The organism is Streptomyces sp. NPDC003456 (genome assembly GCF_042878735.1).
Taxonomy (GTDB): Bacteria; Actinomycetota; Actinomycetes; order Streptomycetales; family Streptomycetaceae; genus Streptomyces.
Genome location: NZ_JBIAOK010000005.1, coordinates 509,307 through 534,227 on the forward strand (window position 1 = coordinate 509,307; position 24,921 = coordinate 534,227).

Consider the following 24,921-nt stretch of genomic DNA (forward strand, 5'->3'; position numbering starts at 1 on the left):
GCCTGTCCCTGCGGCGGCCTGCCTACGGCCGCAGCAGCCGCAGGTCGACGGAGTGCGCCAGCGCCGCCAGGCCCCTGTCGCCGGGATGCAGGTGGTCCCCGCTGTCGTAGGCGGGCAGCAGCCGGGACGGGCGCGCGGGATCGCGGACGACGGCGTCGAAGTCGAGGACGCCGTCGAAGACCCCGCCCCGGCGGATCCACCGGTTCACCTCCAGGCGCTCGGCGTCCACAGCGGCCGTGCAGCGGGCCTCGCCACCGCAGGGCGGGATCGTCGCCCCGAGCATCCGCACTCCGCGGGCGCGCCCCCGGTCCGCGAGGTCGCGCAGCCCGGCGATCACCTGCTCCGCCGGCACGCCCCACCGCAGGTCGTTGACGCCCTCGAGGACGACGGCCGTGCGGACCGACGGCTGGGCCAGGACGTCCCGGTCGAAGCGGTGCAGGGCGCTCACCCCCGCGGCGTCCGTGGACACCCCGTCGCCCGGGTACCGGTCGCCGGTCACGCGGTTGCCCGAGATGCCCGCGTTCAGCACGCCGTAGCGCGGCACGGCGTCCTGCCGCAGCAGCCGGCGGGCCAGGACGTCGGGCCAGCGCCGGTCGGCGTCCGCCGTGGACTTCTCACCGTCGGTGATCGAGTCCCCCAGCAGCACCACGGACCCGGGGCCGCCGCCCACGTCCACACCCGCCAGCAGCGGCCGACTGGTGATCACCGAGGTGTACGCCCCCGCCGAGCGGTCCGCCGTGCGGTCCCCGGGACCACTGACGTACGACCGCTGGCGCGCCAGCCGGTGCAGGGGAGCGGCCGAGACCGTGCCCGGCAGGTGGAAGCTGACCAGCAGGTCGGCGCCGGCCGGGACGGTGAACCGGAGCGGATCGCTGTAGGCCTGCGCCCCGGCGGGGATCCGCACACCGGCGGCACCGCCGAACGACAGCCGCGCCGGTGCGCCCCGCGCGGCGGCGCCCGACGCCCGCACGGCCACCGTCGCCCCGCCGATGCGCACGGGCGCCCCCGCGAAGGTGTTGTCGAACCGCACCCGCACCCGGGAGCCGCCCGCCGAGGTGCGCACCACCAGCCGCAGCGTCCGGTCCGTCCACGGGCCGACCGGGCCGTGACCGCCCGTGGCGGTGCCCCAGGTGCCCGTCCAGCCACGGGTGGCGGTGCGGACCGACAGCGCGAAGACGTGCGTGTCGGGCGTGTTCGGCAGCCGGACCGAGGCGACCGCCCGCCCCGGGACCAGCGGCGCGGTCACGACGTACAGCCGGGCCCGCTCGGTGAGCCGGCCGGCGGGCGTGCCGATGTGCGGCAGGGCCACCGCCTTCGTGGCGAGCGGTCCGGTGCGCCAGTCGGGCACGGTCAGCCGGTAGCCGGACCGCGTGCCGTCGGCGTAGGTGACCGTCCCGGAGCCGGCCACCGGCCGGCCGGCGGTGCCCGCCACCAGGAAGGCGAGGGCGTCGCCCCGGCCGGCGAGCGCCACGTCCTGCCCGGCCGCGCGCACGTTGTCGGGCTCTCCGGGACGCCGCTTCGGCCAGACCAGCCGGGCCCCCTGGACAGTCAGGGCGCGGCCGGGCGTCCAGCCCGCCGCCGTCAGGTCCCGTGCCGGCAGGAAGGCCCCGGCGCCGTCGAAGTCGGCCGCCGCCGGCCGGCTGTCGTCGCCGACGGCACGGTTGTCGAAGAGCCGCTCCAGCGGCACGGGCGCGGCCCGCCCCGTCTGCGCGGCCCGCGCGCCGACGGCGGGGACCAGCGACCCGCACAGGGCGAGGACCATGAGAATCCCCCGGACACCACGGCGCACGACAGGCACCTCCCGCTCATCGGCTCACGGCGCGACAGGACGCGCACGCACGGACGGACCGCAGGGACAACGACGCAAGGGGCGCGGAACGCACGGTGAGAGCACGGGCACCCGGGTGACGCGTCGACGCGCGTCGGATGAACCGGGCATGGCCATGGCGGGAACCGGCGGATCCGCGCGCCCTGTGGTGCGTACGGCGGTACGAATGACACGCTGGACGTATGAACATCCGTTTCCTGGGCCACCGGCGCCGGAAGGTCGGTTTCCCCGACCCGGCAGGCATCGCGGAGCTGCTGGCCGAGTGCGAACTGCTCCGCCGTCAGGCGGCCCGGGCGGGCGTCGCCCTGGACGACTCGGTGGCCTCGCTGGAGGCGCTGGACCAGCTGGTCCCGGGCTGGCGGGACGACGAGGAGACCCTGTCCTGGCTGGGCAACGACGCCGGGCTGTACCTCGGCACCGTCATCGTGCGCACCGTACCGGGAGCCGCCTGGGAGTTCCGCTCCGACGGGCAGCCCGTCGTGCGGCTGACCTCCGGCCGGGAGGTCGACGTGGTGGACGCCGGGCACGAATGGGCCGCGAACGGCGTGCCCGAGCTGTCGCAGCTGTACGCGGAGGTCGCCGAGTCGTGAGCCCTTCGGCCACGGGCCCGGGCCCAAAGGCCGCCGTAAATACGGCTAATGATCGACAGGTGCGTGTCGCCCCTCGCGCCCCGTCCGGCCTGGATACGTTGCCGCAACCACCACACAGCTGAGAGTGAGTAGGGCTGGGTATGGCCGTCGATCCGCTGATCGAGCTGCGTGACGTCAACAAGCACTTCGGTGACCTGCACGTCCTGCAGGACATCAACCTCACCGTGGGCCGGGGGGAGGTCGTCGTCGTCATCGGCCCGTCCGGATCGGGCAAGTCCACGCTGTGCCGGGCGATCAACCGCCTGGAGACCGTCGAGTCCGGGCAGATCGTGCTCGACGGGCAGCCGCTGCCCGAGGAGGGCAAGCCCCTGGCGCGGCTGCGTGCCGATGTCGGCATGGTCTTCCAGTCGTTCAACCTCTTCGCCCACAAGACCGTTCTGCAGAACGTCTCCTTGGGGCAGGTCAAGGTCCGCGGGCGCAAGAAGGAGGACGCCGACCGCCGCTCGCGTGAACTGCTCGACCGCGTCGGCGTCGCCGACCAGGCGGACAAGTACCCCGCGCAGCTCTCCGGCGGCCAGCAGCAGCGCGTGGCCATCGCCCGCGCCCTGGCCATGGAGCCCAAGGCCATGCTCTTCGACGAGCCGACCTCGGCGCTCGACCCGGAGATGATCAACGAGGTGCTGGAGGTCATGCGGCAACTCGCCCGGGAGGGCATGACGATGATCGTCGTCACGCACGAGATGGGGTTCGCCCGGTCGGCCGCCAACCGGGTCGTGTTCATGTCCGACGGCCGCATCGTGGAGGACCGCACGCCCGACGAGTTCTTCACGGACCCCAGCAGCGACCGCGCGAAGGACTTCCTGTCCAAGATCCTCAAGCACTGACCGGCCGGGTACCGGACGGTCCCCCGGAGGGGACCTCGACTACGATGTTCCCTTCATCCCGGTCGGGAAGGGGGACGTCGAACACCGCCGATCCCGACCGGGTTGAGCGGACCGCGCGTCCGGTCCGCGGGGCCCGCACCGGGTGCGGCCCCCGCGGCCCGCAGGCCACGGGGGCGGCGGTTCACATCGGCCATGCTCGTCCGGCGGCAGCCGGAGATCACTGCTCGCGCAGCGGGACCGACACGTACGACGGGTCGTTCGCAGGCGAGGAGAAGGTCAGCTGCGCGCCGGACGGGTTGTGCTCGATGTAGAGCGGGTCGACCGTGTCGACGACCAGGGCCAGGCGATGCCCGGCCGGGACGTCGTAGGCCGTGGAGTACAGCTCCAGGTCGACGCCGAACGGCTTTCCGGGGGTGCGCCCGTGGAAGGTGTACGGCGCGTGCGAGACCAGCTTGCCGAGGCCGAGCGGCCCCACGTCGTACAGGTGGGCGACGAGGGTGCCGCTCTCCTTGGTCGGGGTGAGGGTCGTGTGCAACCGGGCCGTTCCCCGCACCTGTTGCGCCGAGGGGTACTTCTCCGACTGCCACACCGCGGCCCAGCGGCGGGGGAGCAGGGGGATGGAGGCCATCGGGGGCACCTGCGCCACCTGGTCCAGGATGCTGGACAGGAAGACGACCCCGCCGTCCGCCCCGGAGTTGACGCCGGCGCGGATCGTCCGGGAGTCCGCGAGGGCGATCTTCCGCTCGGTCGCGCCCGCCGACTTCCAGTCCGCATAGTTCTCGTAGGGGCCTGCCGAGCGTGACTTGAGCCGCACGGGCGGCTCGCGGTCGATGCCGTTGTCCTCGCCGCGCAGGTGGTGGTCGAACCAGCGCGCGGTGCTCTTCCACACGTCGTTGGGCAGCCCGAACAGGCCGGTCAGTTCGGCGGTGGCATGGTCCCCGGGGCGCAGCTCCAGCCGCTTGGGGCCGGTGAGCTTCTCGTAGAAGTCGGCGGCCTGGTTGGGCGGGAAGACCGAGTCGCCCCAGGCGTTGGCCAGCATGACCGCGGTGCCGTTGCGGTTGATCCGGTCGACGTAGGTGACAGCGGAACGTTTCTTCCCCCAGGCGATCAGCTCGGGCTCCTTGGCCAGGTTCGAGCTGTAGAAGTCGTCGAAGACCCCGCGTACTTCGGCGCCCTGGCGCCCCGTGACGATGCTGGCGCCGTCCAGCACGGCGGCCGCCTGGAGGTGCTGGGTGCGCCCGGCGTAGATCGACCCGATCAGGTCGGCCCAGCCGCTGAGCGAGGCGACGGCCCTGACCCGCTCGTCGTGCGCGGCGGTGAGCAGGCTGATGCCGGCGCCGTAGGAGACGCCGGCCATGCCGACGTGGGCGGGATCGGAGGGGGTGTGTGCCAGGGCCCAGTCGATGACCTTCGACGCGTCGGCGACGTCGGGCGGCCCGGCGACCTCGATCTCGCCGCCCGACTGCCAGAAACCGCGCACGTTGTAGGTGACCACGACGTAGCCGGAGTCGGCGAGCTTCTGAGCCTGCGCCAGGTACTCGATCTGGGGCAGACCCCAGCTGGTGGGCATGACGAGCAGCGGGTACCGGGCGGTGGCCGCCGTGTCCGAGGGCGTCACGACGTTGGCCTTGAGGACGGTGCCGCCCTCGCCCGCGATGTCGACGAAACGGACGGGGTGCGGCGCCGCCTGGGCGGTGGGGGCGAGTCCGAGGGCGGTACCGGCGACGAGGGTCGCCGAGACGGCGCCTACGGCGGTGGTGCGCAGGGCCTTGCGGTGGGGTCCCACGGTCACTCCTCACTCGTGTCAGTGCAAAGTGACCGAACGGTAACCGCGCCTCCTTACCAGAGGTAACCCGTCGGTAAGTTACGTGCCAGTAACGATTGTTGAGACGTGGAGGACGTCAGGAGGCGCGGTGTGCGCCGCGTGGAGCCGCGACGGGCTGCGGTGTCTGCGCCGCCCGGGTCACGTCCCCGACCAGTTCGACGACGTCCGGCCCGTACGCCTCCGAGTTGACCACCTTCAGCAGCAGCACGAAGGAGTTGTCGCCGTGCTTGCGGGACAGCTGCTCGTGGTTGCGGGCGAGATAGCGCGTGGTGGCCTGGTTGGTGATCGCCGTCTGGCCGCAGAAGAGGAACACCGGGCGGGTGTTCTGGCTGCGCCCGGCGGTGAGCCGGGCGAGCAGCGCGTACTCCTGCCGGCCCTTGTCCAGCCGGTAGCGGTCCTGCCCCACCAGCAACGCGCCGCGGTCCTCGCCCGGTTCGGCCTCCACGTTCACCCGCACCCCGGGCAGCAGGGACGACAGGTGCGCGGCCATACGGCGGTTGGAGGCCGGACCGCCGACGCAGAACTCGGTCCGCTCCCCGAATCCCTGACGGGCCGTGTCGTGCGGCAGGATCTGGGCGTGCGCGTTGCAGTCCTTGATCAGCGCGGCCAGTTCCAGCAGCGCGAACACGTCGTAGCGCATCACCGCGAACTCCGGCCCCCCGGCGTTGCGGTTGACCACCAGCAGCGACTCGGAGTTGTCGGGCAGCCCGAAGAACCTCTGCTTGCGCCGCAGCCTGCGCTTGTACAGGTAGGTGCGGGCCACCCAGCCGAGCGCGGCGCTGATGCCCGCCGCTATCACGCCCAGGACGATGTTGCGCACGTCGTCATTCATGGGCGCGCATGCTAGCGGGCCCGACGCACCGGTGTTCGACGCCTGCCTGACGCGGCCATGCCGATGAATTAAGCTGCGCGGACGGCTTCGACTGGAGGTGCGGATGCGTCGCCCTGTCGCACGGAATCTGACGGTCCTGGCGGTCTCGGCCGCCGTGGTGGCTTCGCTGGGAGCGGCCGCGCCACCCGCCGCCCGCAGCGGCGGGGGTGAGAAGGAGCCCCTGGCCGTCGGCTACGGCGGCGCCGTCTCCAGCGTCGACCCGGACGCCTCCGCCGCCGGCATCGAGGTGCTGCGCAAGGGCGGCAACGCCGTCGACGCGGCCGTCGCCACGGCCGCCGCGCTCGGCGTCACCGAGCCCTACTCCGCCGGCATCGGCGGTGGCGGCTACTTCGTCTACTACGACGCCGGGTCCCGCACGGTGCGCACCATCGACGGACGCGAGACCGCGCCGCTGAGCGCCGACGAGAAACTGTTCGTGGAGAACGGCAAGCCGGTCCCCTTCGCCGAGGCCGTCAGCAGCGGCCTGAGCGTCGGCACGCCCGGCACACCCGCCACCTGGCAGGCGGCCCTCGACCGGTGGGGCAGCAAGCGGCTGTCCACGGTCCTGAAGCCGGCCGAACGGCTCGCCCGCGACGGATTCACCGTCGACGAGACCTTCCGCGCGCAGACGGCGTCCAACGAGACCCGCTTCCGCTACTTCCCGGACACCGCCGAGCTGTTCCTGCCCGGCGGGCGCCTGCCGGTCGTCGGCTCCACCTTCAAGAACCCCGACCTGGCCCGCACCTACGCCGAGCTGGCCCGCAAGGGGGTCGGCGCGCTCTACCAGGGCCGGCTCGGGCAGGAGATCGCCGACACCGTCAACAAGCCGCCGGTGGACCCCGCTTCCGGCTGGAACGCCCGGCCGGGCGACCTGACGGCCGAGGACCTGGCGTCGTACCGCCTCAGGTTCCAGGCGCCCAGCAGGACGACGTACCGCGGCCTCGGCGTCTACTCCATGGCGCCCTCCTCCTCCGGCGGCACCACGGTCGGCGAGGCGCTCAACATGCTGGAGCGGACGGACCTGTCGAAGGCGAGCAAGGCCCGGTACCTGCACCGCTTCATCGAGGCCAGCCGGATCGCGTTCGCGGACCGGGGCCGCTGGGTGGGCGACCCCGCCTTCGAGGACGTGCCGACGAAGGAACTGCTGTCACAGCGGTTCGCCGACTCGCGCGGCTGCCTCATCAAGGACGACGCCGTGCTCACCAGCCCGGTGGCGCCCGGCGACCCGCGCACGCCCCAGCGGTGCGACACGGGCGGGACGGCGGCGCCGACGACCTACGAGGGCGACAGCACCACGCACCTGACCGTGGCCGACAAGTGGGGCAACGTCGTCTCCTACACCCTCACCATCGAGCAGACCGGCGGCAGCGGCATCACCGTGCCGGGGCGGGGCTTCCTGCTCAACAACGAGCTGACGGACTTCTCCTTCGCCCCGGCGAACCCCGCCGTGCACGACCCGAACCTGCCCGGGCCGGGCAAGCGCCCGCGCTCGTCGATGTCGCCGACGATCGTCCTCGACCGGCACGACCGGCCGGTGGTGGCCCTGGGGTCCCCGGGCGGCGCGACGATCATCACCACCGTGCTGCAGACGCTCACCGGGTTCCTCGACCGCGGGCTGCCGCTCGTCGACGCGATCGCCGCGCCCCGGGCCAGCCAGCGCAACGCCGCGCAGACCGAGCTGGAACCGGGGCTCGACAGCGAGGTGAGGAAGCGGCTGGAGGCGATCGGGCACTCGTTCAAGGCGAACCCGGAGATCGGCGCGGCCACAGGCGTCCAGCGGCTCCCGGGCGGCAAGTGGCTGGCTGCCGCGGAGACCGTACGGCGGGGCGGCGGGTCGGCCATGGTGGTCCAGCCCGTACGGTGAGGGCCGGGCGCGCGTGAGTGGGGGGGGCGGACCAGCCGCCCCACGACGCGCAGCGCCCGCGGCGCGGCTCCGTCGGGGCGCAGCGTCCGTCGGCACGTCTCCCCACAGGGCGCACCCGCCGACCGGCGCGGCTTCACGGGGCGGCGGTGCCCGTCGGCGCGGCTCTGCCGGGGCGGCCCCACTGTGCGCAGCGCCCGTCGGCGCGGCTCCGTCGGCGCGCGTTCGCCCGAGGGCACGCCCCGACATGGCGCAGCCGCCCGCGGCACGGCTCCGCGGGGGCTCAGCCGCTTGCCGGCGCGGTCGCACGGGGTGCAGTGCCAGCCGGGGCGGCCCCACTGTGCGCAGTGCCCGTCGGCGCGGCTCCGCCGTGGTGGGCAGCCGCCCGAGGGCACGCCCCGACATGGCGCAGCCGCCGGCGGCACGGCTCCGCAGGCGCAGCCGCGGCGGATTCGCCCCTCGCGGCGCAGCCATCCGCCGGCACGCCCCACCGCGGCGCAGCCGTCGGTACGGCCCCGTGACCCTGTCAGGCCGTTGCCGGACTCTGCGTCGACTCGAAGGCCAGGCGGCCGTCCTGGACGTCCACCGTCACCCGGCCGCCCTCGGCGACCCGGCCGTCCAGCAGCAGGCGTGACAGCTGGTTGTCGACCTCGCGCTGGATCGTGCGGCGCAGCGGGCGGGCGCCGTACTCCGGCTGGTAGCCGCGCTCGGCGAGCCACTGCACGGCCCGGTCGGTGAAGGTGACCGTGACGCCCTTGTCGCGGACGAGGGACCGCGTGCGGTCGAGCAGCAGGTCGGTGATCCGGCGCAGCTGCTCCGTGCTGAGCTGGCGGAACACCACGATCTCGTCGATGCGGTTGAGGAACTCCGGGCGGAAGTGCTCGCGCAGGGGCCGCAGGATCTGCTCCCGGCGGGCCTCCTCGTCGGCGTCGGCGCCGCCCGAGGCGAAGCCCAGGGTGGCGCCGCGACGGGTGATCGCCTCGGACCCCAGGTTGCTGGTCATCACGATGACCGTGTTGGTGAAGTCCACCGTGCGGCCCTGGGAGTCGGTCAGCCGTCCGTCGTCGAGCACCTGGAGCAGGATGTTGAAGACGTCCGGGTGCGCCTTCTCCACCTCGTCGAGCAGCAGCAGCGAGTAGGGGTGGCGGCGCACGACCTCGGTGAGCTGCCCCGCCTCCTCGTGGCCGACGTACCCGGGCGGGGCGCCGATCAGGCGGCTGACGGTGTGGCGCTCCTGGTACTCGCTCATGTCGAGCCGGACCATGCGGTCCTCGCTGCCGAACAGCGCCTCGGCGAGCGCCCGGGCCAGCTCCGTCTTGCCGACGCCGGTCGGGCCGAGGAACAGGAAGCTGCCGATCGGGCGGTCGGGGGAGGCCAGGCCCGCGCGGGAGCGCAGTACCGCGTCGGCGACCACCCGCACCGCCTCGTCCTGGCCGACCACCCGCTCGTGCAGGTGCTCCTCCAGGCCCAGCAGGCGTTCCTTCTCCTCCTGGGTGAGGCTGCTGACCGGGATGCCCGTCTGCCGCGACACGACCTCGGCGATCGCCTCGGCCCCGACCACCAGGTCCTGCCCCTCGTCGACCTCGCCGTCGCCGCCGGCCTCCGTGATGCGCTGCTTCAGCTCCACGATCCGGTCCCGCAACTGCGTGGCCTGCTCGTACTGTTCGTCCGCGACCGCCTGGTCCTTGTCCCGGGTCAGCTGCTCCAGCTCCCGTTCCAGGGTCCGCACGTCCGTGCCCTTGGTCCGGGCCCGCAGCCGCACCCGGGCTCCGGCCTGGTCGATCAGGTCGATGGCCTTGTCGGGCAGCCTGCGGTCGGTGAGGTAGCGGTCGGACAGCTCCACGGCCGCGACCAGCGCGTCGTCGGTGTAGCGGACCTGGTGGTGGGCCTCGTAGCGGTCCTGCAACCCGCGCAGGATCTCCAGCGCGTCCGCGGGCGTCGGCTCGGGCACCATGATCGGCTGGAAGCGGCGGGCCAGCGCCGCGTCCTTCTCGATGCGGCGGTATTCCTCCAGCGTCGTGGCACCCACGATGTGCAGTTCGCCCCGGGCCAGGGCCGGCTTGAGGATGTTGCCGGCGTCCATCGAGCCGCCCTCGCCGCCGCCGGAGCCGGCGCCCACGACCGTGTGCAGCTCGTCGATGAAGATGATCAACTGGTCGGAGTGGGCGCGGATCTCGCCCACGATGTTGTTCATCCGCTCCTCGAAGTCGCCCCGGTAGCGGGTGCCCGCGACCACGCCCGTCAGGTCCAGGGCGACGACCCGGCGCCCGATCAGCACGTCGGGGACGTCCGCCTCGGAGATGCGCTGCGCCAGGCCCTCCACGATGGCGGTCTTGCCCACGCCCGCGTCCCCGATGAGCACCGGGTTGTTCTTGCCGCGGCGGGAGAGGACCTCGACGGTCTGCTCGATCTCCTCGTCCCGGCCGATCACCGGGTCGATGCGGCCCTGCCGGGCCAGTTCCGTCAGGTCACGGCCGTACTTGTCCAGGGTGGGCGTGTTGGTGGGCCGGGGCCGCTCGGCCTGGGGTGCCTCCGGCGCCTCGGCGGGCTCGGTGGGGGCGAAGCGGGCCGCGTTCAGGATGTGCCCCGCGGCCGAGTCGGGGTTGGAGGCCAGGGCGCTGAGCACGTGCTCCGGGCCGATGTAGCCGTAGCCCCGGGCCCGGGCCATGTCGTGCGCGTCCAGCAGGGCCCGTTTGGCGGCCGGGGTGAGGGACAGCGCGGTGGGCGGCGGGGCGTCGTCGGGGGTGTGCTGCGCGGGACCCGACCGCTCGTCGATCTGCGACGCGAGGGAGTCGGGGTTGGCGCCGGCCTTGGTGAGGAGGGTCCGGGTCGGCTCCGTGGAGAGCGCCGCCCGGAGCAGGTGCTGGGTGTCGAGGTCCCGGCTGCCGTGCTCGGCGGCGTACTGGGCGGCGCCGCGGACGAGCTCCCTGGCCGGCTGGCTCAGCAGCCGGCCGAGATCGATCTGCCGGGGCCCCGGTCGCGGTCCGCCGAAGAAACGTGCGAGGAATTCTCCGAAGGGGTCCGAGCCGTAGCCCTCCGGGCTGGTGAAGCCGCTGCTCATGGGCCTTCCGTTCCCGGCGTCCCCGGCGCCCGGGCGGGGGACGCCCTCGCTGGTCGACGTGCCGGGGTCGGGTAACCCGGGTGGCAGCCCGTTACACCTGGGGCGCGCTCGTAGAACACCTTCGCACGATCGACGACCAGGGGCACCTTCGGGACGGACGGGGACGAAAGGGGTGTGCTCAGCGGGCGGTCAGGATCCTCGGCCCGGCGTCCGTGATCGCCACGGTGTGCTCCGCGTGGGCGGCGCGGGAACCGTCGTTCGTCTTCAGCGTCCAGCCGTCGGGTGCCGCGTGGTAGTGGTCCGTGCCGCCCGCGACGACCATGGGCTCGATCGCCAGCACCATGCCGTGCCGCAGGCGCATGCCGCGGCCCGGGCGGCCCTCGTTCGGGACCCCGGGGTCCTCGTGCATCCGGCGCCCGATGCCGTGGCCGCCGAAACCGTCGGGGATGCCGTAGCCCGCGGCGCGGCAGACCGTCCCGATCGCGTGCGCGATGTCGCCGATGCGGTTGCCGACGACGGCGGCCTCGATACCGGCCGCGAGGGCCCGCTCGGCGGTCCCGATCAGGCGCAGGTCCGCCGCGCGCGGGGTGCCGACGACGAAGCTGAGCGCCGAGTCGCCGACCCATCCGCCCAGTTCGGCGCCGAAGTCGATGGACACGAGGTCGCCGTCGCGCAGGCGGTAGCGGGTGGGGATGCCGTGCACGATCGCGTCGTTGACGGAGACGCACAGGACGGCGGGGAACGGGGTCGGCGCGAAGGACGGCCGGTAGCCGAGGAACGGCGAGGACGCGCCCGCCTCGCGCAGCACGTCGTGCGCGACCTCGTCCAGTTCCAGCAAGGTCACGCCCACGGCGGCGGCGTTGCGCGCGGCCGTCAGGGCGCGGGCGACGACCCGGCCCGCCTCGTGCATCGCGTCGATCGATGTGTCCGTCTTCAGCTCCACCATGCCAATTACTATACCGGTATTAGAATGGGGGCATGGTGCGCACCCCTCTCACCCCCGAAGAGCGCGAACGCGGCGAGCGGCTGGGCCGGCTGCTGCGTGAGGCGCGTGGCGACCGGAGCATGGCGGAGATCGCGGCGAACGCCGGCATCTCCGCCGAGACCCTCCGCAAGATCGAGACCGGACGGGCCCCGACCCCGGCCTTCTTCACGGTGGCCGCGCTGGCCGCGGTCCTCGGCCTGTCGATGGATCAACTGGCCGGGCTGTGCGTGCCGGTGCCCGTCTGAGCCGCCCCGGCGCGCCGCCCCGCAGGGGAAAACTCTCCGTAGCACCGCTGTAACACGATTGGTGTTGCCTACGGGGCGGAGTGCTCCGGTCGGGCGGGAGTTGAGTGATGACGGCGGAACAACTCCCTGACGTGCTGCGGGAGTTCGCGAACCACCTGGACGGGCTGCTGGCACGCCTCGACCCGTACGGCGGCTGGTGCGCGGTGTTCTGGCAGCGCGATGCCGAGGGCATGCAGGCGTGCCTCGACGGACGCGAGGTGCCGCCCTGGGACGTGGTCGACTCGCTGCTGAGCGACCTCGCCGCGGGGTACGGGCCGCAGGCGGCGGCCCGGGAGAGCGCACGGATGCGCACCCTGCACACGGCCGCGCTGCGCGCCTGCGACAGCCTGCCCGGCGCCCGGGCCGCCCTCCACCACCGCCTCGACGTGCTGCTGCGCACCCAGCGGGCCGCCGCCGAACGCCGGGCCGCCCTCGCCCGCAGACTGGCCACGGCCCCCACACGCGACCTGGCCGACGCCCTCGCCCGTGACCTGGCCTGGGCCGAGGACGACGACGAACGCGCGAGCGCACGCTGCGCGGAGCTGCGCGCCCGGATCGCCGACGCGGAGAGGTACGCCGGAGAGGAGCCGGCCGGGGAGTCCGGGGCGCCCGCGCGAGCGGGGGGTGAGCCGGGAAGGGCCGCCGACACGGCTCCGCACGGCAGGGGCCGGCCGAGCCGGACCGTCGGCGCGTATCCGAACGGCCGGGGCGCGTGGGCCCCGGCCGCCGAGACGCGGCCGCACGCCGGGGGTGCCGAGTCGGCTCCGTACGGCCGGGGCGCCCGGGCGGGGAACTCCCTGCCGCCGCAGGGCCCGGGTGAGCCCGCCGGGCAGGCCGAGGCACCTGCGCGCACCGGGGGCGAGCCGGGCGGAGGCGCCGACGTGTCCGCGTACGGCCCGGCCCCGCAGGTCGGGGGCGGGGGAACGCCTGCGCGCACCGGGGGCGAGCCCGGCGGAGGCACCGACGTGTCCGCGTACGGCCCGGCCCCGCAGGCCGGGGGCGCGGGAACGCATGCGCGCACCGGGGACGAGTCGGAGCATGGCCCCGGCGGTGGCGGCGCGGGACGGCATCCCCGCGACCCGTCGGCCGGGGCCGGGCGCGGGGCTCAGGCCCGCAGGCGGCGGCGCGGCAGTGCCCGCTTCGCCGGGATGGCCGAGGAGGAGAGCGAGGCCGTCGCCGTCCCGGACGCCGCCGGGCCGGGGCTTCCGGCTCCCGCCCCGGCCGCCGCCCGCACGCCCCGGGGGGCCCGTTTCGCCGGGGTCGCGGAGGAGGCCGTGGCCGCACCCGTGGGGGCCGCCGGGGGAGAGGTCCCCGCGGGCTTACGGGAGGAGGCCGGGGAGATCGTGGCCGCGCTGGCCCGGCTGCGCGGCGAGGGGCGGAGCGGGCAGGCCCACGCCCTGCTGGCCGAGGCCGCCCACGGGGACCCCGTCCGCCTGCCCCTGCTCGCGGAGGAACTCCACCGGGCCGGGCTGGACGCCGACTGGCAGACCCTGCTGTGGGAGGCCGCCTGCCTGCCCGCCGGGCGGCTCGTCGCCGCCGCGGACGCGCTGACCGCGGCCGGGCGGGCCGAGGACGGCCGGCAGGTCCTGCGGCAGGGCGTCGCACGCCCACCGGGCGAGATCGGCCGAGAGGTGCTCGGCCTGCTCGACACGGGCCGGGACCGCGAGGCGCGCGCACTGCTCGACACCTACGTCCGGGTCCGCACACCCGAGGAGGCCGCCCGCAGCGCCGAGCCCGGCCCCCAGCGGCTCGCGCCGCTGCTGCTCCGGGCCGCCGGGGGCGTGTCGGACCAGCGGCGCCGCGACGTCGCGACCGCCCTGCGGGCCGCCGGATCACCCGCCTGACCGGCGCCGGCACGGACCCGGCGACTCACCCACAGGAGTGCCAATCGCGCTCCGCCCCGCGGGTTGGCGACGATGGTCTTGGCAAGCCCGTGCGGGAGGCTTACGTTCGTGGCTCTACGGCCCGCTTCTACGGGCGTAGAGGCGCAGACGTCGCGTCGAAGGAGCAGCTCATGGCCAACGTCGTACGTGCCGCTCTGGTCCAGGCCACCTGGACCGGCGACACCGAGTCCATGGTGGCGAAACACGAGGAGCACGCCCGCGAGGCGGCCCGCCGGGGCGCGAAGATCATCGGGTTCCAGGAGGTCTTCAACAGCCCCTACTTCTGCCAGGTCGAGGAGCCGGAGCACTACCGCTGGGCCGAGCCCGTCCCGGACGGGCCGACCGTACGGCGGATGCGGGCGCTCGCCCGCGAGACCGGCATGGTGATCGTCGCGCCGGTGTTCGAGGAGGAGCAGCCCGGCTTCTACTACAACACCGCCGCCGTCATCGACGCCGACGGCACCTACCTCGGCAAGTACCGCAAGCACCACATCCCCCAGCTCAAGGGCTTCCGCGAGAAGTTCTACTTCAAGCCCGGCAACCTCGGCTGGCCCGTCTTCGACACCGCCGCCGGCCGGATCGGGGTGTACATCTGCTACGACCGCCACTTCCCGGAGGGCTGGCGCCAACTCGGCCTGGCCGGGGCCCAGCTGGTCTACAACCCCTCCGCCACCCACCGCAGCCTCTCCTCCCACCTGTGGCGCCTGGAGCAGCCCGCCGCGGCCGTCGCCAACGGGTACTACATCGCCGCGATCAACCGGGTCGGCCAGGAGGAGTACGGCGACAACGACTTCTACGGCACGAGCTACTTCGTCGACCCGCGCGGGCAGTTCGTCGGGGAGGTCGCCAGTGACAGCGCGGAGGAGCTCGTGGTCCGGGACATCGACCTCGACCTCATCGAAGAGGTGCGGCAGACGTGGGCCTTCTACCGCGACCGCCGCCCCGACGCCTACGAAGGGCTGGTGCAGCCGTGACCCACGACCTGCTGGGCCGCCACCGGGCCGTGCTGCCGGACTGGCTCGCCCTCTACTACGAGGAGCCCCTCGAGATCACCCACGGCGAGGGCCGCCACGTCTGGGACGCCGAGGGCAAGCGCTACCTCGACTTCTTCGGCGGCATCCTCACCACCATGACCGCGCACGCCCTGCCCGAGGTCACCAAGGCGGTGAGCGAGCAGGCCGGGCGGATCATCCACTCCTCGACCCTGTACCTCAACCGCCCGATGGTCGAACTCGCCGAGCGGATCGCCCAGTTGAGCGGCATCCCGGACGCCCGGGTCTTCTTCACCACCTCCGGCACCGAGGCCAACGACACCGCTCTGCTGCTCGCCACGGCCTACCGGCGCAGCAACACGGTCCTGGCGATGCGCAACAGCTACCACGGGCGTTCCTTCAGCGCCGTGGGCATCACCGGCAACCGCGGCTGGTCCCCGACCTCGCTGACCCCGCTGCAGACGCTGTACGTCCACGGCGGGGTGCGCTCCCGCGGCCCGTTCGCCTCCCTCGGCGACGCCGAGTTCATCGACGCCTGCGTCGACGACCTCAAGGACCTCCTCGGCCACACCCGCCCGCCCGCCGCGCTGATCGCCGAACCCATCCAGGGCGTCGGCGGCTTCACGTCCCCGCCCGACGGGCTCCACGCGGCCTTCCGCGAGGTGCTGCACGAACGCGGCATCCTGTGGATCGCCGACGAGGTGCAGACCGGCTGGGGCCGCACCGGCGAGCACTTCTGGGGCTGGCAGGCACACGGGCGGAACGGGCCGCCGGACATCCTGACCTTCGCCAAGGGCATCGGCAACGGCATGTCCGTCGGCGGGGTCGTCGCCCGCTCCGAGATCATGAACTGCCTGGATTCCCAGAGCATCTCCACCTTCGGCGGCACCCAGATCACCATGGCCGCGGGCCTCGCCAACCTCACCTACCTGCTGGAGCACGACCTGCAGGGCAACGCCCGGCGCGTGGGCGGCCTGCTCATCGAGCGGCTGCGCTCGGCCGCCGCCCAGGTCCCGGCCGTACGGGAGGTGCGCGGACGCGGCCTGATGATCGGCATCGAGATCACCCGTCCCGGCACCGACGAGGCCGACCCGAAGGCCGCCGCGGCGGTGCTGGAGGCGGCGCGGGAGGGCGGCCTGCTGATCGGCAAGGGCGGCGGCCACGACACCAGCGCACTGCGCGTCGCCCCGCCGCTGTCGCTGAACGTCGCGGAGGCCGAGGAGGGCGCCGCGATCCTCGAGGACGCTCTGAGGAGCATCCGCTAGGGATGGACTGACCAAGGGGAGCCGTCGCCATGACCATCACCTCGGACGCCCCGGAACCGGCCCTGTCGGTCCGGCAGGTCCTCGCCCTGGAGCGGGTCCTCGCCGGGGAGCCCGAGGTGGTGGCCGGGGCGAGCCACCTCGACCGGCCCGTGCGCTGGGTGCACGTCGCCGAGGCCGCCGACGTCGGCGTGATGCTCAGCGGCGGCGAGATGGTCCTCACCACCGGCGTGCTGCTCGCCGGGGACGAGGGCCGCCAGGCCGAGTACGTCCGCTCCCTGCACCGCGCGGAGGCCGCCGCCGTCGTCCTGGGCCTGGGCCGGGCCTTCCCCGCGGCCCCCGACGTGATGCGCCGGGCCGCCGAGCGGTGCGGACTGCCGATGGTCGTCCTGCACCGGCCCTTCCCGTTCGCCGAACTGACCGAGGAGGTGCAGTCGCGGCTGGTGCGGCGCAAGTTCGCCGCCGTGAGCCTCTCCGAGGCCGTGCGCACCGCGCTCACCGCCCTCATCACCGCGGGCGCACCGCTGCAGAGCCTGCTCGACGAGATCGCCCGGCACAGCGCCTGCCCGGTCGTCGTCACCAACCTCGCCCACCGCGTCCTCGGCACGGCAGGGGAGCGGCCCGCGGTGGACGACGTGCTGCGCGACTGGGAGCGCATCGCCCGCCAGGCAGGGGGGCACCGCCCGGGCCGTTCCGGCACGCAGGGAGGCACCGCAGGCGACGGCTGGATCCGGGCCGAACTGGGCGGGCGCGGAGAGCGCTGGGGACGCATCGTGCTGTGCGGCTACCGGGGCGACACCGCCACCGGACGGCTGCTCGCCGACCGCGCCGCCGAGGCCCTCGTCCTGCACCGCATGCTCGGCACCGGTGCCGGATGCTCCTGGGAGGAGCAGTACGCGCGGGGGCTGCTGACCGACCTGGCCGGCGGTGCCGTGCCGGCGCGGCAGCTGCTGCCGCGGGCCCGGGCGGCCGGACTGCCCGTCAACCGGCGGACGTTCGTGCCGCTGGTCGTACCCGGCGGCGAGCCCGCCCGGCTCGAACGGCTGCTGCGGCTGCTGGGCCTGCCCGGGCTGGTCGCCGAACTCGCCGACGGCGCCACCGCCGTGCTGCTCAGCCTGCCCCACGACCAGGACGCCGCCGCGCTCGCCGCGCACTTCGCCGCCCGGCTGCGCAGGGAGAACGGCCCCGACGGCACGGTCGTCGCCGCGGCCGAACCCCGGGCGGCCTGGGACGACGTACCCGCCGGACTGCGCGAGGCGCAGCACGTCGCGGACGCCGTCGCCGACTCCGCCGCCGCCCTCGGCCTGCCCCCGGTCGTCCGCCTCCACGACGTCCACCTGCGCGGCCTGGTCCGCCTGCTGCGCGACGACCCGCACGTGCAGTCCTTCGCCGAACGCGAGTTGGACGGGTTGCTCGGCGACAGCGACGAGGACCTGCTGGCGGTGCTGCGCACCTATCTCGCCAGCGGGCGCAACAAGTCCCGCACCGCTCAGCTCCACCACGTCTCCCGGCCCGCCCTCTACCGCCGCCTGGAGGCCATACAGCTGCGCCTCGGGGTGGACCTCGACGACTTCGAGCAGGCCGCCTCCGTGCACATCGCGCTCCTCGCGCACGACGCGCAACAGCAGTGAAACCTGCCACCACCTGGGAGAACGGCGGTGAAACATGGACCCACGAAGCAGTGACACGGTGACACGCCGAACGCCCCCGGACGTGACACGGTGCACCTCAACGACGCGTCCCGGCCTGCCTAGGCTCACGGCACACCGAGCGACCGGAGGTCCCGATGAGCCGAGTGATCCGCGCCGCCGTCTTCCAGACCGCCTGGACCGGCGACAAGGAGTCGATGATCCAGGTCCACGAGCAGGCGGCCCGCGACGCGGCGGCACAGGGCGCCCGTGTCCTGTGCTTCCAGGAACTGTTCTACGGCCCGTACTTCTGCCAGGTCCAGGACCCCGCCTTCTACGCCTACGCCGAGCACATCCCCGAGGGGCCGATCGTCCGCCGCTTCCAGGCCCTCGCGAAGGAACTGGGCATCGTCCTGGTGCTGCCGATGTACGAGGAGGAGCAGCCCGGTGTGCTGTACAACACCGCCGCCGTGATCGACGCGGACGGCTCCTACCTCGGCAAGTACCGCAAGACCCACATCCCGCAAGTGCGCGGGTTCTGGGAGAAGTTCTACTTCCGGCCGGGCAACTCCGGCTGGCCCGTCTTCGACACGGCCGCCGGCAGGATCGGTGTCTACATCTGCTACGACCGGCACTTCCCGGAGGGCTGGCGCGCTCTGGGCCTCGCGGGCGCCGAGATCGTCTTCAACCCCTCGGCCACCTCCCGGGGCCTGTCCGGCTACCTCTGGCAGCTGGAGCAGCCGGCGGCGGCCGTGGCCAACGAGTACTTCGTCGGCGCGATCAACCGGGTAGGCGTCGAGGAGTACGGCGACAACGACTTCTACGGCACCTCGTACTTCGTCGACCCCGAGGCCCGGTTCGTCGGCGAGGTGGCGAGCGGCAAGGAACCCGAGCTGGTCGTCCGGGACCTGGACCTCGCCAAGCTCCGCGAGGTCCGCGACCGCTGGCAGTTCTACCGGGACCGGGCGCCCGGCGCGTACGGCCCGCTGACCGAGCTCTAGGCCGTACCCGGCGTGCGGCTGCCGCCGCGCGGGCGCGACCAGCCACGAACAACCGTCACGCGCACACCGTGAGGAGCGACCGATGAGCCGTACAGTCATCCGCGGCGGCCTGGTGATCACCGCATCCGACGAGGTCCACGCCGACGTCCTGATCGAGGACGGCCGCATCGCCGCCCTCGCCACCACCGGCACCCCCGCGGCGGACACCTTCACCGCGGACCGCACCATCGACGCCACCGGGAAGTACGTCATCCCCGGCGGCGTCGACGCCCACACCCACATGGAGCTGCCCTTCGGCGGCACCTTCGCCTCCGACACCTTCGAGACCGGCACCCGCGCCGCCGCCTGGGGCGGCACCACGACGATCATCGACTTCGCCGTGCAGAGCGTCGGGCACAGCCTGCGCGAGGGGCTCGACGCCTGGCACGCCAAGGCCGACGGCAACTGCGCGATCGACTACGGCTTCCACATGATCGTCTCGGACGTCAACGAGCACACGCTCAAGGAGATGGACCACCTGGTCGAGGAGGGCATCACCTCCTTCAAGCAGTTCATGGCCTACCCGGGCGTCTTCTACAGCGACGACGGCCAGATCCTGCGCGCCATGCAGCGCTCCGCCGACAACGGCGGCCTGATCATGATGCACGCCGAGAACGGCATCGCGATCGACGTCCTGGTCGAACAGGCCCTGGCCCGCGGCGAGACGGACCCGCGCTACCACGGCGAGGTCCGCAAGGTCCTGCTGGAAGCCGAGGCCACCCATCGCGCCATCCGGCTGGCCCAGGTCGCCGGCGCGCCGCTGTACGTCGTGCACGTCTCGGCGACGGAGGCGGTGGCCGAACTGGCCCGCGCCCGCGACGAGGGCCTGAACGTCTTCGGCGAGACCTGCCCGCAGTACCTGTTCCTGTCCACCGACAACCTCGCCGAGCCGGACTTCGAGGGCGCCAAGTACGTGTGCAGCACCCCGCTGAGGCCCAGGGAGCACCAGGCCGCGCTGTGGCGGGGACTGCGCACGAACGACCTCCAGGTCGTCTCCACCGACCACTGCCCCTTCTGCTTCGCCGGACAGAAGGAACTCGGCCGCGGCGACTTCTCCAAGATCCCCAACGGCCTGCCCGGGGTGGAGAACCGCATGGACCTCCTCCACCAGGCGGTCGTCGACGGGCACCTCTCCCGCCGCCGCTGGATCGAGATCGCCTGCGCCACCCCGGCCCGGATGTTCGGCCTGTACCCGAAGAAGGGCACCATCGCGCCGGGCGCCGACGCCGACGTGGTCGTCTACGACCCGCACGCCGAGCAGGTCATCTCGGTCGAGACGCACCACATGAACGTCGACTACTCGGCGTACGAGGGCAGGCGGGTCACCGGCCGGGTCGAGACGGTCCTCTCGCGCGGCGAACCCGTCCTCACCGAGCGGGAGTTCACCGGGCGCGCCGGGCACGGCGTGTTCACCCCGCGATCCACCTGTCAGTACCTCAGCTAGGAGTGGCGCAGATGGACTTCGGACTCGTCCTGCAGGCCGACCCGCCGGCCTCGCGGGTGATCAGCCTGATGAAGCGGGCGGAGCGCAACGGCTTCACCTACGGCTGGACCTTCGACTCCGCCGTGCTGTGGCAGGAGCCGTTCGTGATCTACAGCCAGATCCTCGCCCACACCACGCGGCTCAAGGTCGGCCCGATGGTGACCAACCCGGGCACCCGCACCTGGGAGGTCACCGCCTCCACCTTCGCCACCCTCAACGACATGTTCGGCAACCGCACCGTCTGCGGGATCGGCCGCGGCGACTCCGCGATGCGCGTGGCCGGCCGCAAGCCCAACACCCTGGCCCGGATCAGCGAGGCCATGAAGGTCATCCGCGCCCTCGGCAGCGGGCAGGAGGCCGACCTCGGCGGCGGGACCGTCGTCCGGTTCCCGTGGATCAAGCCGGACGCCGAACTGCCCGTGTGGATGGCCGCCTACGGGCCCAAGGCGCTGAAGATGGCCGGTGAGGAGGCCGACGGGTTCATCCTCCAGCTGGCCGACCTGTACCTCACGGAGTACATGGTGAGGGCCGTGAAGGACGCGGCCGCGGCCGCCGGGCGCGACCCCTCGGAGGTGACCGTCTGCGTCGCCGCCCCCGCCTACGTCACCGAGGACGACTCGCCCGGTGCCCTGGCTCACGCGCGCGAGCAGTGCCGCTGGTTCGGCGGCATGGTCGGCAACCACGTCGCCGACCTGGTGTCCAAGTACGGGGAGCACTCCGCGGCGGTCCCCGACGAACTCACCGAGTACATCAAGGCACGCGAGGGCTACGACTACTCCCACCACGGCCGGGCCGGCAACCCGGACACCCAGTTCGTGCCCGACGAGATCGTCGACCGGTTCTGCCTGATCGGCACGGTCGAGCAGCACATCGAGAAGCTGAACGCGCTGCGTGCCCTCGGCGTCGACCAGTTCGCCGTCTACGACATGCACGACGCGCAGGAGTCCGTGATCGACGCCTACGGATCACGGGTGATCCCCGCCGTCAACGGCTGACCACCGCCACCCCCGCGAACTCCCCCTTCCCAGCGGCTCGGGAAGGGGGCCTGCGCGCTCTCGAACACCCCTTCCCCCGTTGGTGCGGGCCCTGGGCGCCTCGTCGTCAGTCACACGGCTGACCTCCTGTGGCAGCGGCAAGAGCCTGGACGTGTGACAGGGCAATACGACGGCGTGCGAGATCGACGTCGATGATCTTCACAGCGAGGACGTCGCCGACCTCGACGGCGTCAACGGACGATTCATCCAGCTCGCTGGTGCGTACGAGCCCCTGGAAGCCGTCCTCTCGGTCCTCGATGCGGACGAAGACGCCGAACGGCACGATCTTGGTGACCGGCCCGTTGACCACCTGCCCGATCCTCTGCGCCACCTGCGGTCACGGGTCTTCCTGCACTGCTCGCAGCGACAGTGTCACCCGTTCCCTGACCATGTCGACGTCGAGGACCTCGGCTGTGACCTCCTGGCCGACGCTGACGACGTCGGACGGGTGATCGATCGGGCGCCAGGACAACTCCGGGATGTTGATCATCGCGGTGAAGCCGCCGATGTCCACGAAGGTGACGCCGAAGTCGGCGATGGTCGTCACCGTGCCGGTGACGACCTGGCCGCGCCGCAGGGTCTTCAGGAACGCCCAGTCCAGGTCGCTGGGCGTCGGCTCGGTCTGCCAGCGAGCGCGCAGCACGCCGTCGCTGTCGGGCAGCACAGCGGTGAACAGCGGAAGATCCTCACCGGCATACATGGACAGGGCGCCGGCGGCACGCGCGCCGGAGAGCTGGGAGGTCACTGCCTCGAACTGGGTCTCGTCCACGACCGTGCTCGTCATCTGCCCCTCCTCGTCCTCCCAGACGATCTCCACGAGGCCTTCGTCGGGCAGAGCGGCCGTGGCCTTGTCGACGTCGGTGAGCAGGTCCGGCCAGATCGCCAGCCGCGCGCGTGGGGCCAGGCGGGAGCGCACGGTCTCGATGTTGTCGCGGGTCAGGCGGTGCCACCGGGAGGCGTTGTCGACGAAGACCTCCTCCAGGAACACCGCGCGGTGGGTACTGACGGTCCAGTGCAGGCGGGCCCAGAAGTCGGCGTCGGCCGGCCGCTGCACGTACGCGGCGTCGTCGGGGGCGAAGTCGTACGGCGATGCGTCCAGGCGTTCCGGGAACAGGCCGAGCGCGCGGGTGCGGGCCAGTGCGGTTTCGCAGGGCTCGCTGCTGCCGACGTAGAGGTACTGGTCCCAGCCGACGTGCACGGTGAACGCTGCCCCTGCCTCCAATCGGCACCAGGCGCCGTTGTCGCGAAGCATGGCCCGGACGAGTTCCAGGCCGACGGCGAGCGGCACCACAGCGCCGTCGTGGAACCCGGCCGGGCCGGCCGGGAACAGGCCGGTCAGACCGTAGCCGTCGACCGGTGGCTCCAGGCCGAAGTGGGCGAAGGCCACGATCTGCGGCTCGCGGATCTCCAGTTCGTCGATGCCTGCCGCCTGCGCGAAGGCGGCGACTGCCGCCAGGTAGGCCTCTTCGACCGGCCCGTGATCACTGGCCGTGTCCTCGGCACCGCTGTAGTGACCGCACTCGTCACGGTGGGCGGGGTCGTACTTGGTGATCTGGTGGACGAACGGCGGCACGCTGCTCCCTGGGCGGTCTGAAGGGGGCCCCAGCCTAGGTTCCGCTGCCGAGTGCGCGGTCGGAATGTGTCGGGTGGGGTCGGCGCAGCCCTGCGATGAGGAGTTCGGTCATGCGGCGCGCGTCGTAGCGGGGATCGCTGTCCGCGCCGATGCAGAGGTTACCGACACCCCGCATGAGCTGGTACGCGTCGATGTCGGGGCGGATCTCGCCGGCGACGGCTGCGGCTTCCAGCAGTTCGGTGCAGACGGGGAGAAGGCGATCGAGGAAGTAGGCGTGCAGCGCCTCGGACCCGGCGTTGTCGGCTTGCAGCGCGGAGGCGAGCCCGTGCTTGGTCACCAGGAAGTCGACGAAGAGGTTGATCCACTTCCCCAGGGCTGTGTGCGGAGAATGGGTCGCCAGCAGGGCCGGACCGGCCTCGGCGCAGGCGTCGACCTGATGCCGGTAGACCCCGATGACGAGGTCCGCTCGCGTCGGGAAGTGGCGGTAGATCGTGCCCAGCCCCACGCCGGCCTTGGCCGCGATGTCGCGTACGGGCGCGTCCACGCCTGACGCGACGAAGACCGCGGCGGCCGCGTCGAGCAGGGCTTCCTTGTTGCGTCGGGCGTCCTTCCGCCCAGCCGGGGCCGCCGGTCCTGCGTCCTCGCCACTGCGGCTCACCGCGTGCTCCTTCCACTCACCGCTTGCAAAAACGGAACAGTGTTCCGTATCGTTCCGGAACGAGGTTCCGCTTTGCTCATGATGTCAGAGTCCGGGCCCGGCAACCAGCCATGCAGTGCACCACGCTTCACCCCCGACGAGGAGATACGGTCATGCAGTACCGCACCTTGGGCCGCACCGGTGTGCACGTCAGCACCCTCGCGCTCGGCGCGATGAACTTCGGAAGGATCGGCCGCACCACCCAGGAGGAGGTCACCGCCATCGTCGACGCCGCCCTGGACGCGGGGATCAACCTGATCGACACCGCCGACGTGTACAGCGGCGGCGAATCGGAGGAGATGGTCGGCAAGGCCGTCGCGGGCCGCCGCGACGACGTCGTGCTGGCCACGAAGGCGACCATGCCGATGGGCGACGAGCGCAACCGCCGGGGCAGCTCGCGCCGCTGGCTGGTCACCGCGCTGGAGAACAGCCTGCGGCGCCTCGGCGTCGACCATGTCGATCTCTACCAGATCCACCGCTGGGATCCGAACACCAGCGACGAGGAGACCCTGTCGGCGTTGACCGACCTGCAGCGCGCGGGAAAGATCCGCTACTTCGGCTCCTCGACCTTCCCGGCGTACCGCATCGTGCAGGCCCAATGGGCCGCGCGCGAGCACCGCTTGAGCCGTTACGTCACAGAACAGCCCAGCTATTCGATCCTGCAGCGCGGCATCGAGACCCACGTGCTGCCCGTCACCGAGCAGTACGGGCTCGGCACGCTCGTATGGAGCCCGCTGGCCTCGGGCTGGCTGTCGGGGGCGATCCGCGAGGGCAGGGACATCACCACCAGCCGCTCGACCTTCATGCCGCAACGCTTCGACACCACCCTTCCCCCCAACCGGGCCAGGCTCGACGCCGTCGAACGTCTGGCCGCGATCGCCGACGACGCCGGCCTGACGATGATCCAGCTCGCGCTCGGCTTCGTGACCGCGCACCCCGGCGTGACCAGCGCCCTCATCGGCCCCCGCACGCTGGACCACCTGCACGCGCAGCTCGCCGCCGCGGACACCGAGCTCTCCGCCGACGTACTCGACGCGATCGACGCCGTCGTCGCCCCCGGCACCGACCTCGCCGCCCACGAGAAGAACGACACTCCGCCCGCGCTGCTCGACCCGTCGCTGCGGCGACGCTGAGCGCCCC

General features: G+C 72.9%; 20 protein-coding genes. 12 read left to right on the forward strand and 8 right to left on the reverse strand.

The window, feature by feature from the left end:
• Positions 1–22 precede the first annotated feature (22 nt).
• Positions 23–1,762: an SGNH/GDSL hydrolase family protein gene (locus tag ACFYWG_RS23285; protein ID WP_389203528.1), complete on the reverse strand. Its 1,740-nt coding sequence runs from the start codon at positions 1,760–1,762 to the stop codon at positions 23–25.
• A gap of 248 nt (positions 1,763–2,010) precedes the next feature.
• Here ACFYWG_RS23285 and ACFYWG_RS23290 point away from each other — a divergent pair, with 248 nt between their 5' ends.
• Entirely contained in the window at positions 2,011–2,418 is a 408-nt protein-coding gene (locus ACFYWG_RS23290; protein ID WP_376323945.1) for a DUF6278 family protein, read from the forward strand.
• A gap of 140 nt (positions 2,419–2,558) precedes the next feature.
• Positions 2,559–3,302: an amino acid ABC transporter ATP-binding protein gene (locus ACFYWG_RS23295; protein WP_376323947.1), complete on the forward strand. Its 744-nt coding sequence runs from the start codon at positions 2,559–2,561 to the stop codon at positions 3,300–3,302.
• A gap of 217 nt (positions 3,303–3,519) precedes the next feature.
• On the opposite strand, the gene ACFYWG_RS23300 is transcribed toward ACFYWG_RS23295, so the two are convergent.
• Both ACFYWG_RS23300 and ACFYWG_RS23305 read right to left on the reverse strand, forming a co-directional pair.
• Positions 3,520–5,088 (reverse strand): alpha/beta fold hydrolase, encoded by a 1,569-nt coding sequence (locus tag ACFYWG_RS23300; RefSeq protein WP_389203263.1) that lies wholly within the window; start codon positions 5,086–5,088, stop codon positions 3,520–3,522.
• A 115-nt stretch (positions 5,089–5,203) separates the two neighbouring features.
• A complete protein-coding gene (locus ACFYWG_RS23305) occupies positions 5,204–5,959 on the reverse strand; it encodes a hypothetical protein (protein WP_383498656.1) in 756 nt (251 codons plus the stop codon).
• Between the two features lie 103 nt (positions 5,960–6,062).
• On the opposite strand from ACFYWG_RS23305, the gene ggt reads away from it, so the two are divergent.
• Positions 6,063–7,862 carry a gamma-glutamyltransferase gene (gene ggt, locus ACFYWG_RS23310; protein WP_389203266.1) on the forward strand — a complete coding sequence of 600 codons (1,800 nt, stop codon included), beginning with the start codon at positions 6,063–6,065 and terminating at the stop codon, positions 7,860–7,862.
• 523 nt (positions 7,863–8,385) lie between these two features.
• Here the strand turns inward: ggt and ACFYWG_RS23315 are convergent.
• Both ACFYWG_RS23315 and map read right to left on the reverse strand, forming a co-directional pair.
• Positions 8,386–10,920 carry an ATP-dependent Clp protease ATP-binding subunit gene (locus ACFYWG_RS23315; protein ID WP_376323954.1) on the reverse strand — a complete coding sequence of 845 codons (2,535 nt, stop codon included), beginning with the start codon at positions 10,918–10,920 and terminating at the stop codon, positions 8,386–8,388.
• 178 nt (positions 10,921–11,098) lie between these two features.
• Positions 11,099–11,866 carry a type I methionyl aminopeptidase gene (gene map, locus ACFYWG_RS23320; RefSeq protein ID WP_385415042.1) on the reverse strand — a complete coding sequence of 256 codons (768 nt, stop codon included), beginning with the start codon at positions 11,864–11,866 and terminating at the stop codon, positions 11,099–11,101.
• 32 nt (positions 11,867–11,898) lie between these two features.
• Here map and ACFYWG_RS23325 point away from each other — a divergent pair, with 32 nt between their 5' ends.
• The 8 genes from ACFYWG_RS23325 (at position 11,899) to ACFYWG_RS23360 (ending at position 21,472) form a co-directional block, all read left to right on the forward strand.
• Entirely contained in the window at positions 11,899–12,150 is a 252-nt protein-coding gene (locus ACFYWG_RS23325; RefSeq protein WP_389203269.1) for a helix-turn-helix domain-containing protein, read from the forward strand.
• A gap of 107 nt (positions 12,151–12,257) precedes the next feature.
• Positions 12,258–14,033: a hypothetical protein gene (locus ACFYWG_RS23330; protein WP_389203271.1), complete on the forward strand. Its 1,776-nt coding sequence runs from the start codon at positions 12,258–12,260 to the stop codon at positions 14,031–14,033.
• Between the two features lie 170 nt (positions 14,034–14,203).
• Positions 14,204–15,046: a nitrilase-related carbon-nitrogen hydrolase gene (locus ACFYWG_RS23335; protein WP_385415050.1), complete on the forward strand. Its 843-nt coding sequence runs from the start codon at positions 14,204–14,206 to the stop codon at positions 15,044–15,046.
• Positions 15,043–16,329 (forward strand): aspartate aminotransferase family protein, encoded by a 1,287-nt coding sequence (locus tag ACFYWG_RS23340; RefSeq protein WP_389203273.1) that lies wholly within the window; start codon positions 15,043–15,045, stop codon positions 16,327–16,329. The genes ACFYWG_RS23335 and ACFYWG_RS23340 overlap by 4 nt, the downstream gene beginning before the upstream one ends.
• Before the next feature lie 29 nt (positions 16,330–16,358).
• Entirely contained in the window at positions 16,359–17,957 is a 1,599-nt protein-coding gene (locus tag ACFYWG_RS23345) for a PucR family transcriptional regulator (protein WP_389203275.1), read from the forward strand.
• Positions 17,958–18,112: 155 nt separating this feature from the next.
• Positions 18,113–18,955: a nitrilase-related carbon-nitrogen hydrolase gene (locus ACFYWG_RS23350; RefSeq protein ID WP_376323966.1), complete on the forward strand. Its 843-nt coding sequence runs from the start codon at positions 18,113–18,115 to the stop codon at positions 18,953–18,955.
• 82 nt (positions 18,956–19,037) lie between these two features.
• Entirely contained in the window at positions 19,038–20,438 is a 1,401-nt protein-coding gene (gene hydA, locus ACFYWG_RS23355) for a dihydropyrimidinase (RefSeq protein WP_389203278.1), read from the forward strand.
• Positions 20,439–20,449: 11 nt separating this feature from the next.
• Entirely contained in the window at positions 20,450–21,472 is a 1,023-nt protein-coding gene (locus ACFYWG_RS23360; protein ID WP_376323969.1) for a TIGR03842 family LLM class F420-dependent oxidoreductase, read from the forward strand.
• A gap of 106 nt (positions 21,473–21,578) precedes the next feature.
• On the opposite strand, the gene ACFYWG_RS23365 is transcribed toward ACFYWG_RS23360, so the two are convergent.
• The 3 genes from ACFYWG_RS23365 to ACFYWG_RS23375 are packed head-to-tail and all read right to left on the reverse strand — an operon-like array spanning position 21,579 to position 23,742.
• Positions 21,579–21,842 (reverse strand): S1 RNA-binding domain-containing protein, encoded by a 264-nt coding sequence (locus ACFYWG_RS23365; RefSeq protein ID WP_389203280.1) that lies wholly within the window; start codon positions 21,840–21,842, stop codon positions 21,579–21,581.
• Between the two features lie 6 nt (positions 21,843–21,848).
• A complete protein-coding gene (locus ACFYWG_RS23370) occupies positions 21,849–23,084 on the reverse strand; it encodes a S1 RNA-binding domain-containing protein (protein ID WP_389203282.1) in 1,236 nt (411 codons plus the stop codon).
• Between the two features lie 34 nt (positions 23,085–23,118).
• Positions 23,119–23,742 carry a TetR/AcrR family transcriptional regulator gene (locus tag ACFYWG_RS23375; protein WP_383498625.1) on the reverse strand — a complete coding sequence of 208 codons (624 nt, stop codon included), beginning with the start codon at positions 23,740–23,742 and terminating at the stop codon, positions 23,119–23,121.
• A 152-nt stretch (positions 23,743–23,894) separates the two neighbouring features.
• Between ACFYWG_RS23375 and ACFYWG_RS23380 the strand changes: the two genes are divergently transcribed.
• Entirely contained in the window at positions 23,895–24,914 is a 1,020-nt protein-coding gene (locus tag ACFYWG_RS23380; protein ID WP_385415071.1) for an aldo/keto reductase, read from the forward strand.
• The last annotated feature ends 7 nt before the right edge of the window (positions 24,915–24,921 follow it).